The following is a 9,847-nucleotide window of genomic DNA, read 5'->3' as shown; positions in this document are numbered from 1 at the left end:
TCGTTGACGATCTCCAGCGCGGGCCGGACCGTCAGGGCCTCGTCGAGGTCCGCCTCCAGGCCGTTCTTCTCACCGTCGACGATCCGGCGCTTCAGCCGCTCGTCCAGCGGCAGGGCGAGGAGCTCCTCGGTCTTCCCGGCCTTCATCGACTTGGTGTTGACGCCCTCGAAGAGGGCCATCAGCTTCTGCAGCGGGTCGTAGGCCGGCTCGTCCCCCTGCTGGGGGCGTCGCCGGTCGTAGATCAGGTCCAGGGCGGTGGTGACCTGCTCGTCGTCGAAGCGGGCGATCGGCAGGATCTTCGAGGCGTGGACGATCGCCGAGTCGAGACCCGCCTTCACGCACTCGTCGAGGAAGACGGAGTTGAGCAGGATGCGCGCGGCCGGGTTCAGACCGAAGGAGATGTTGGAGAGGCCCAGGGTGGTCTGCACGTCCGGCCGGCGGCGCTTCAGCTCGCGGATCGCCTCGATCGTGGCGATGCCGTCCTTCCGGGACTCCTCCTGACCGGTGCAGATGGTGAAGGTCAGGGTGTCGATGAGGATGTCCGACTCGTGGATGCCCCAGTTGCCGGTGAGGTCCTCGATGAGCCGCTCGGCGATCGCCACCTTGTGCTCGGCGGTGCGGGCCTGGCCCTCCTCGTCGATGGTGAGGGCGATGAGGGCGGCGCCGTGCTCCTGGGCCAGTCGGGTGACCTTGGCGAAGCGGGACTCGGGTCCGTCGCCGTCCTCGTAGTTGACGGAGTTGATGACGGCACGGCCGCCGAGCTTCTCCAGACCGGCCCGGAGCACCTCGACCTCCGTGGAGTCGAGGACGATCGGCAGGGTGGAGGCGGTCGCGAAGCGGCCCGCGAGCTCCTCCATGTCGGCGACGCCGTCGCGGCCCACGTAGTCCACACAGAGGTCGAGCATGTGCGCGCCCTCGCGGATCTGGTCGCGGGCCATCTCGACGCAGTCGTCCCAGCGCGCTTCGAGCATCGCCTCGCGGAACTTCTTCGAACCGTTGGCGTTGGTGCGCTCGCCGATCGCCATGTACGCGGTGTCCTGGCGGAACGGCACGGTCTGGTAGAGCGAGGCGGCGCCGGGCTCGGGGCGCGGCTCGCGGGCGCCGGGCGTGAGGCCCTGGACGCGCTCGACGACCTGGCGCAGGTGTTCCGGGGTCGTTCCGCAGCAGCCGCCGATGAGGGAGAGCCCGTACTCGCGGACGAAGGTCTCCTGGGCGTCGGCGAGCTCGGCGGGGCTGAGCGGGTAGTGGGCGCCGTCGGAGGTGAGGACGGGCAGGCCGGCGTTGGGCATGCAGGAGAGCGGGATGCGCGAGTGGCGGGCGAGGTAGCGGAGGTGCTCGCTCATCTCGGCCGGGCCCGTGGCGCAGTTCAGTCCGATCATGTCGATGCCGAGCGGCTCCAGGGCGGTGAGCGCGGCCCCGATCTCGGAGCCGAGGAGCATGGTGCCGGTGGTCTCGACGGTGACGGAGACGATGAGCGGCACGTCGGCGCCGAGGGCGTCGAGGGCGCGGCGGGCGCCGATGACGGAGGCCTTGGTCTGGAGCAGGTCCTGGGTGGTCTCGACGAGCAGGGCGTCGGCGCCGCCGGCGAGGAGGCCTTCGGCGTTCTGCTGGTAGGCGTCGCGCAGCAGGGTGTACGGGGCGTGGCCGAGGGTCGGGAGCTTGGTGCCGGGGCCGATGGAGCCGAGGACCCAGCGCTGGCGGCCGGTGGCGGCGGTGAACTCGTCGGCGACCTCGCGGGCGATGCGGGCGCCCGCCTCGGAGAGTTCGTGGACGCGCTCGGGGATGTCGTACTCGCCCAGGGCGGCGTGGTTGGCGCCGAAGGTGTTGGTCTCGACGCAGTCGACGCCGGCGGAGAAGTACTCCTGGTGGACCGAGCGGACGATGTCGGGCCGGGTGATGTTGAGGATCTCGTTGCAGCCTTCGAGGTTCTCGAAGTCCTCGAGGGTGGGGTCCTGTGCCTGGAGCATGGTGCCCATGGCGCCGTCGGCGACGACGACTCGGCTGGCGAGCGCCTCGCGGAGGGCTGCGGCACGGTTCCGGCTGTCAGCGGAAGGGGTCGGCAACGAGGCCATGGATGAGCTCCCTGGGATGCGACGGCTGTCGGCTTTGCGCCCTCGGGGGAGGGTGCACGGGGCCAGCGTAACCGCGCTCCGGCCGGGGTGGACACGGTGTCCCACGGGCCGGACGGCATCCTGTGTGCGGGGACTCCCGGTACGGACCGTTCTTGGCTGACACTGTCATGTGTCACCCAAGGTCGACATCGACCGATAGTGTTCAGCATTGTCGAACAACGTGAGAGGGATAAGGGGCCGGGCGATGGCGAAGAACATCCAGTCGCTTGAACGGGCGGCTGCCATGCTGCGGCTGCTCGCCGGTGGCGAGCGCCGGCTCGGTCTGTCCGACATCGCGTCCTCGCTCGGTCTCGCCAAGGGCACCGCCCACGGCATTCTGCGCACCCTGCAGGCCGAGGGTTTCGTGGAGCAGGAGGCGGCCTCGGGCCGCTATCAGCTCGGCGCGGAGCTGCTGCGGCTGGGGAACAGCTATCTGGACGTGCACGAGCTGCGGGCGCGCGCACTGGTCTGGACGGACGACCTGGCGCGGTCCAGCGGCGAGAGCGTGCACCTGGGGGTGCTGCACCAGCGGGGCGTGCTGATCGTGCACCACGTCTTCCGGCCGGACGACAGCCGGCAGGTCCTGGAGGTGGGGGCGATGCAGCCGCTGCACTCCACGGCCCTGGGCAAGGTCCTCTCGGCGTACGACCCGGTGGCGCACAGCGAGGTGCTCGAGGTCGAGCGGGAGGCGTTCACGCCCCGGACGACCACGACGCTGACGGACTTCGAGTCGCTGCTCGACATGACGCGGGCCCGGGGCTGGGCGGCGGACGTGGAGGAGACCTGGGAGGGCGTGGCCTCGGTGGCGGCGCCGATCCACGACCGGCGGCGGATGCCGGTGGGCGCGGTGGCGGTCACGGGGGCCGTGGAGCGGCTGTGTCCGGGCGGAGAACTGCGCCCGGAGCTGGTGGCGTCGGTACGGGACTGTGCCCGCGCGGTGTCCCGGGATCTGGGGGCCGGGCGCTTCTGACGCTCCCCCGACACGACTGAACCCGCCGGTAACGATCGCGTTATCGGCGGGTTTTTCGCATCCCGAGCCCTTGACGTGCTGTTAACCCGGGGGCAAAACTTCCGTTCACCGGTCGGCATTGCCGAACACTTAACGGCAATACACGCTAAGGTGTGGCAGTGCCAAGGGCCGGTAACGCCCTCACACGAGGGCGCGAACCACCGGAGGGACCCGGGGTTCGCCTTCCCCTGGACGAAGGACAAAGGAGTCGCGGGTGTCCAGCTCCGACATCTTCCTCGGCGAGACCATCGGTACCGCCGTTCTCATTCTGCTCGGCGGCGGTGTGTGCGCCGCCGTCACGCTCAAGGGCTCCAAGGCCCGCAACGCGGGCTGGCTCGCGATCACCTTCGGGTGGGGCTTCGCCGTCATGACGGCCGTCTACATGACGGCTTCCCTCTCAGGTGCCCATCTGAACCCCGCCGTCACGGTCGGAATCGCGATCAAGGACGGGGACTGGGGCAACGTCCCGGTCTACATCGCGGGCCAGATGCTCGGCGCGATGATCGGTGCGGCACTGGTCTGGGTGGCCTACTACGGCCAGTTCCAGGCCCACCTCACCGACGCCGAGGCCGCGGCCAAGACTCCGATCGAGGGCCCCGGCCCGGTGCTCGGCATCTTCTCGACCGGCCCCGAGATCCGGAACACCTGGCAGAACCTGGCCACCGAGATCATCGGCACCGTCGTGCTCGTCCTGGCCGTGCTCACCCAGGGCCTCAACGACAGCGGCAAGGGACTCGGCGTCATCGGCGCCCTGATCACCGCGTTCGTCGTGGTCTCCATCGGCCTCTCGCTCGGTGGCCCGACCGGCTACGCGATCAACCCGGCCCGCGACCTCGGTCCGCGCATCGTGCACGCTCTGCTCCCGCTGCCGAACAAGGGCGGCTCCGACTGGAGCTACGCCTGGATCCCGGTCGCCGGTCCGCTGATCGGTGGCGCCCTCGCAGCGGGTATCTACAACATCGCGTTCGCCTGAGACGTCCTTCTTCCAGACTTCCCTTGGAGCACACCGTGACCGACGCACACACCTCCGGCCCGTTCATCGCGGCCATCGACCAGGGCACCACCTCCTCGCGCTGCATCGTCTTCGACAAGGACGGCCGGATCGTCTCGGTCGACCAGAAGGAGCACGAGCAGATCTTCCCGAAGCCGGGCTGGGTCGAGCACGACGCCGCCGAGATCTGGACCAACGTCCAGGAGGTCGTCGCCGGCGCCCTGGAGAAGGGCGGCATCGCCGCCTCCGACGTCAAGGCCATCGGCATCACCAACCAGCGCGAGACCACGCTGCTCTGGGACAAGAACACCGGTGAGCCCGTCCACAACGCCCTCGTCTGGCAGGACACCCGCACCGACGCCCTCTGCAAGGAGCTCGGCCGCAACGTCGGCCAGGACCGCTTCCGCCGCGAGACCGGCCTGCCGCTGGCGAGCTACTTCGCCGGCCCGAAGATCCGCTGGATGCTCGACAACGTCGAGGGCCTGCGCGAGCGAGCCGAGGCCGGCGACATCCTCTTCGGCACCATGGACTCCTGGGTCATCTGGAACCTCACGGGCGGCACCGACGGCGGCGTGCACGTCACCGACGTCACCAACGCCTCCCGCACCATGCTGATGAACCTGCACACGCTGGCCTGGGACGAGAAGATCGCGGAGTCGATGGGGGTCCCCCTCAACGTCCTCCCCGAGATCCGGTCCTCGGCCGAGGTGTACGGCCACGTCAAGGACGGCGCCCTCGCCGGTGTCCCGGTCGCCTCGGCGCTCGGTGACCAGCAGGCCGCGCTGTTCGGCCAGACCTGTTTCGCCGAGGGCGAGGCCAAGTCCACGTACGGCACCGGCACCTTCATGCTGATGAACACCGGTGACAAGATCATCAACTCCTACAGCGGCCTGCTGACCACGGTCGGATACCAGATCGGCGACCAGAAGCCGGTCTACGCCCTGGAGGGCTCGATCGCCGTCACCGGTTCGCTGGTGCAGTGGATGCGCGACCAGATGGGCCTCATCAAGTCCGCCGCCGAGATCGAGACCCTCGCGTCCTCGGTCGAGGACAACGGCGGCGCCTACTTCGTGCCGGCCTTCTCCGGACTGTTCGCCCCGTACTGGCGCTCCGACGCCCGCGGTGTGATCGCCGGCCTCACCCGGTACGTCACCAAGGCGCACATCGCCCGTGCCGTCCTGGAGGCCACCGCCTGGCAGACCCGCGAGATCACCGACGCCATGACGAAGGACTCCGGCGTCGAGCTGACCGCGCTCAAGGTCGACGGCGGCATGACCTCCAACAACCTGCTGATGCAGACCCTCTCGGACTTCCTGGACGCGCCCGTCGTGCGTCCGATGGTCGCCGAGACCACCTGCCTCGGTGCCGCCTACGCCGCCGGCCTGGCCGTCGGCTTCTGGCCGGACACCGACGCGCTGCGCGCCAACTGGCGTCGCGCCGCGGAATGGACCCCTCGCATGGACGCCGACAGGCGCGACAGCGAGTACAAGAGCTGGCTCAAGGCCGTGGAGCGGACCATGGGCTGGATCGAGGACGAGGAGTAAGACACATGACCACCCTGCAGAGCGTCCCTGCCCTTGGGACGCACCCGGCGTCCGGCTCCCTCCCGAGCCGCGCCGAGACCCGGGACCGGCTTTCCAAGGCGACGTACGACCTCCTGGTGATCGGCGGCGGCATCCTGGGCATCTCCACCGCCTGGCACGCCGCGCAGTCGGGCCTGCGGGTGGCCCTGGTGGACGCCGGCGACTTCGCCGGCGCCACCTCCTCCGCCTCCTCGAAGCTCCTCCACGGCGGTCTGCGCTACCTGCAGACCGGCGCGGTGAAGCTGGTGGCGGAGAACCACTTCGAGCGGCGTGCGGTCTCCCGTCAGGTGGCACCGCACCTCGCCAACCCCCTCACCTTCTACCTGCCCGTCTACAAGGGCGGCCCGCACGGCGCGGCCAAGCTCGGCGCCGGTGTCTTCGCCTACAGCGCCCTCTCGGCCTTCGGCGACGGCGTCGGGCACCTGCTCTCCCCCGCCAAGGCCGCGCAGGACGTGCCGGAGCTGCGCACCGACAACCTCAAGGCCGTGGCCGTCTACGGCGACGACCAGATGAACGACGCCCGGATGGCCCTGATGACGGTCCGCGCGGCCGTCGAGGCGGGCGCCACCGTCCTCAACCACGCCGAGGTCACCGGACTCCGCTTCACCCGGGGCCGGGTCACCGGCGCCGAGCTCAAGGACCGCACCAGCGGCGACGAGTTCGGTGTCACCGCCCGTCTCGTGCTCAACGCGACCGGCCCGTGGGTCGACCACCTGCGCAGGATGGAGGACCCGAACGCGGCCCCCTCCATCCGCCTCTCCAAGGGCGCGCACCTGGTCCTCAAGCGGACCTCGCCGTGGAAGGCCGCCCTGGCCACCCCGATCGACAAGTACCGCATCACCTTCGCCCTCCCCTGGGAGGACATGCTCCTGCTCGGCACCACCGACGAGGAGTACGAGGGTGACCCCGGCCAGGTCGAGGTCACCGAGAAGGACACCGCCCAGATCCTGGACGAGGCCGCCTTCTCCATCCGCGACCAGCAGCTGTCGCGCGACCTCATCACCTACTCCTTCGCCGGTCTGCGGGTGCTCCCGGGCGGTCCGGGCGACACCTCCAAGGCCAAGCGCGAGACGGTCGTCACCGAGGGCCGCGGCGGCATGCTGTCGGTGGCCGGCGGCAAGTGGACGACCTTCCGCCACATCGGCCGTACGGTGATGAAGAAGCTGGAGCAGCTTCCCGGCCACCCGCTGGGCGAGGACTACGAGTCCGTGTCGACGCTGCCGAAGCGGCTTCCGCTGCCCGGCATAGCCAACCCGAACGCGGTCGCGCACCGGCTGCTCGTCGACGGTCCGGCGCCCGGCCCCCGGATGGCGGCCGACACCGCCAAGCACCTGGCGACCCACTACGGCTCGCTCTCCTTCGACATCGCCCGGATGGCGAACGAGAACCCGGACCTGGCCCGCCGCATCCACCCGGACGCGCCGGAGATCTGGGCGCAGGTCGCCTACGCCCGTGACCACGAGTGGGCCGAGACGGCCGACGACGTGCTGCGCCGCCGGACGACGCTGACCATCCGCGGTCTCGCGACCGACGAGGTCCGCGCCGGCGTAGAGAAGATGCTCGGCAAGTAGTCTCCGGACACACGTACGGGAGGCAACTCCCGCGCCACCAGGGGCGGTTCCTCTTCGGAGGGCCGCCCCTGCGGCGTGCCACACGCCGTCCACACCGCCGCAACACTCGGCGCGCAGAGTGGAACGCATGAAGTTTCAGGTGCTCTCGATCGTCCACCACTCCCCGCACCCGCTGACCGGCGAACTCCTCTCCGCCGCCGACCGCCTGGAGCAGGTCGTCACGCTCGGCGAGACCGCCGAACGGCTCGGCTTCGACGCGTACGCGGTCGGCGAGCGGCACGCGGGCGCGTTCCTCTCCTCCGCGCCGACCGTGCTGCTCGCCGCGCTCGCCGCCCGCACCACCCGGATCAGGCTGCTCACCGGCGTCACCGTGGTCGCGATCCTCGACCCGGTCCGGGTCGCCGAGGACTACGCCACCCTCGACCAGCTCTCCCGCGGCCGGCTCGAACTCGTCGTCGGCAAGGGCGCGGAGGCCGGTCACTTCGACCTCTTCGGCCTGGACGAGGAGCGCCAGTGGGACCTCCAGAAGGAGAAGTACGAGCTGCTCCGCCGTCTCTGGACGGAGGAGGGCGTCGACTGGGAGGGCGAGTTCCGGCCCCCGCTGAAGAACGTCACCACGGTGCCGCGCCCGTACGCGGGGCCGCCCCGGATCTGGCACGGCTCGGCCACCAGCCTCAACTCCCCCGAGCTGGCGGCGAAGCACGGCGATCCGCTCTTCACCGCCAACGCCATCCAGCCCCGTGAGGCGTACGCGCGGCTCATCGCCCACTACCGGGAGAAGTTCGAGGAGTACGGGCACGACCCGGCCCACGCGCGCGTGGCGGCCGGTTCCGGGGGTCTGCTCATCGCCGACACCGCCGAGCGGGCGGTCAGCCGCTACAAGGACCTGTACGAGGCGAAGGTACGGCAGAGCTTCAAGCCGCATCTGGCGGGAAAGGCCGGATACAACACCCCGTTCCGCACGATCGAGGACGCGATCGCGGACGGCCCCCAGCTGATCGGCTCGCCGCAGCAGATCATCGACAAGATCCTCGGCTACCACCTCCACTACGGGCACGACCTGCAGTCCGTCACCGTCGACACCTTCGGTCAGTCGACGGCCGAGCAGATCGAGACGCTCCAGCGCTTCGCCGAGGAGATCGCCCCGGTGGTCCGGAGGGAGGCGCCCAGCACGCTCTGGGAGGAGTGAGACCGCCGTGTGCGGAGGTGAGTTCCTGGGTAGTCGATCAAGGCCGCACGGGTTTTCGGGGATGTCCGGGGGCTGCGGACGGACCTGAGGAAAGCCGTAAGGTTGGTCCGTACGACAGGAACTTCGAAAAGGAGGCGCTGGGTGATCGAGCTCGAGGGGGTACCCGAGCTGATCGACCCGGTCATGGTGGCCGCGTTCGAAGGCTGGAACGACGCCGGCGACGCCGCCTCCACCGCGGTCGCCCATCTGGACCGGGAATGGAAGGGCGAGGTGTTCGCGGCGCTCGACGCCGAGGACTACTACGACTTCCAGGTCAACCGGCCCACTGTCTTCCTGGACAACGGAGTCCGGAAGATCACCTGGCCGACGACCCGGCTCTCCGTGGTCCGGGTCGGCGGCGACAAGCCCCGTGACCTGGTGCTGGTGCGCGGGATCGAGCCCTCGATGCGCTGGCGCTCCTTCTGCAACGAGCTCCTCGCCTTCGCCCACGAGCTGGGCGTGGAGATGGTCGTGATCCTGGGCGCGCTGCTCGGGGACACCCCGCACACCCGTCCGGTCCCGGTGAGCGGAGTGACCTCCGACCCGGACCTGGCGCGCACGATGGACCTGGAGGAGACCCGGTACGAGGGCCCCACGGGCATCGTGGGCATCCTCCAGGAGGCGTGCACCCACGCGGGTGTGCCCGCGGTGAGCCTGTGGGCGGCGGTGCCGCACTACGTGTCGCAGCCGCCGAACCCGAAGGCGACCCTGGCGCTCCTCAACCGTCTCGAGGACCTGATCGGTCTGCGCATCCCGCTGGGCGAGCTGCCCGAGGACGCGCGGGCCTGGCAGGTGGGTGTGGACCAGCTGGCCGCCGAGGACAGCGAGGTCGCCGAGTACGTGCAGACCCTCGAGGAGGCCCGGGACACGGCGGAGCTTCCGGAGGCCTCGGGCGAGGCCATCGCCCGCGAGTTCGAGCGGTATCTGCGGCGGCGCGAGCCGGGCACGGGGCCGGGCGGCCCCGGGGTGGCGACGGAGGGCGACGCGTTCCTGCGCGATCCGGGGAGCGGTCGTACCCGTCCGCCGAAGCCCGCGCAGCCGGGGCCGGAGTCGGTCCCGGGCGCGGAGGCGGCCGAGGGCGCCGAGGACGCGCGGGAACCGGACGTTCCCGAGCCGTCGGCGGGGTCCGCCGACGGTTCACCGGACACGGACGCGGGCCCGGAATCGAGCACGGGCACGGAGCCGGACGCGGACGCGGAACCGAGCACGGGCACAGAGCCGGGCGCGGACGCGGAACCGACCACGGGCGCCGGCACGGACGGGGACGGCGACGCGGACGGCGAGTCCGACAAGTAGCCGCCTCCGCCGGAGAGTCGACGCGACGACGGGAGGGGTGCCCGAGGGCGCCCCTCCC

Annotated in this window: 7 protein-coding genes; 6 read left to right on the top strand and 1 reads right to left on the bottom strand. The window is 70.6% G+C overall.

Annotation, left to right across the window (positions count from 1 at the left end; translation table 11 throughout):
- On the bottom strand, positions 1–2,072 hold a 2,072-nt coding region (locus IE311_RS36320; protein WP_189836180.1), incomplete at its 3' end, for a homocysteine S-methyltransferase family protein.
- A gap of 244 nt (positions 2,073–2,316) precedes the next feature.
- Here IE311_RS36320 and IE311_RS36315 point away from each other — a divergent pair.
- The 6 genes from IE311_RS36315 (at position 2,317) to IE311_RS36290 (ending at position 9,789) form a co-directional block, all read left to right on the top strand.
- Positions 2,317–3,081, top strand: coding sequence for an IclR family transcriptional regulator (locus tag IE311_RS36315; RefSeq protein ID WP_189836179.1), 765 nt, complete (start codon positions 2,317–2,319; stop codon positions 3,079–3,081).
- A gap of 253 nt (positions 3,082–3,334) precedes the next feature.
- Positions 3,335–4,093 carry an MIP/aquaporin family protein gene (locus IE311_RS36310; protein WP_189836178.1) on the top strand — a complete coding sequence of 253 codons (759 nt, stop codon included), beginning with the start codon at positions 3,335–3,337 and terminating at the stop codon, positions 4,091–4,093.
- A gap of 35 nt (positions 4,094–4,128) precedes the next feature.
- A complete protein-coding gene (gene glpK / locus IE311_RS36305; RefSeq protein WP_189836177.1) occupies positions 4,129–5,655 on the top strand; it encodes a glycerol kinase GlpK in 1,527 nt (508 codons plus the stop codon).
- Between the two features lie 5 nt (positions 5,656–5,660).
- Complete coding sequence (locus tag IE311_RS36300; protein WP_189836176.1) at positions 5,661–7,265, top strand: glycerol-3-phosphate dehydrogenase/oxidase; 1,605 nt, start codon at positions 5,661–5,663, stop codon at positions 7,263–7,265.
- Positions 7,266–7,392: 127 nt separating this feature from the next.
- Positions 7,393–8,454: an LLM class flavin-dependent oxidoreductase gene (locus IE311_RS36295; RefSeq protein ID WP_189836175.1), complete on the top strand. Its 1,062-nt coding sequence runs from the start codon at positions 7,393–7,395 to the stop codon at positions 8,452–8,454.
- A gap of 141 nt (positions 8,455–8,595) precedes the next feature.
- Positions 8,596–9,789: a PAC2 family protein gene (locus tag IE311_RS36290; RefSeq protein WP_189836174.1), complete on the top strand. Its 1,194-nt coding sequence runs from the start codon at positions 8,596–8,598 to the stop codon at positions 9,787–9,789.
- Positions 9,790–9,847 lie beyond the last annotated feature (58 nt).

It is taken from the genome of Streptomyces zaomyceticus (assembly GCF_014656215.1).
GTDB classification, from domain to species: Bacteria; Actinomycetota; Actinomycetes; order Streptomycetales; family Streptomycetaceae; genus Streptomyces; species Streptomyces zaomyceticus.
Note: the sequence above shows the minus strand (reverse complement) of the source record. Positions and strands in the feature narration are given on the sequence as shown.

Bases quoted from the DNA above. Each gene is read 5' to 3' on its own strand.
- IE311_RS36315 (WP_189836179.1), top strand. From the start codon at position 2,317: ATGGCGAAGAACATCCAGTCGCTTGAACGGGCGGCTGCCATGCTGCGG.
- IE311_RS36300 (WP_189836176.1), top strand. From the start codon at position 5,661: ATGACCACCCTGCAGAGCGTCCCTGCCCTTGGGACGCACCCGGCGTCC.
- IE311_RS36295 (WP_189836175.1), top strand. From the start codon at position 7,393: ATGAAGTTTCAGGTGCTCTCGATCGTCCACCACTCCCCGCACCCGCTG.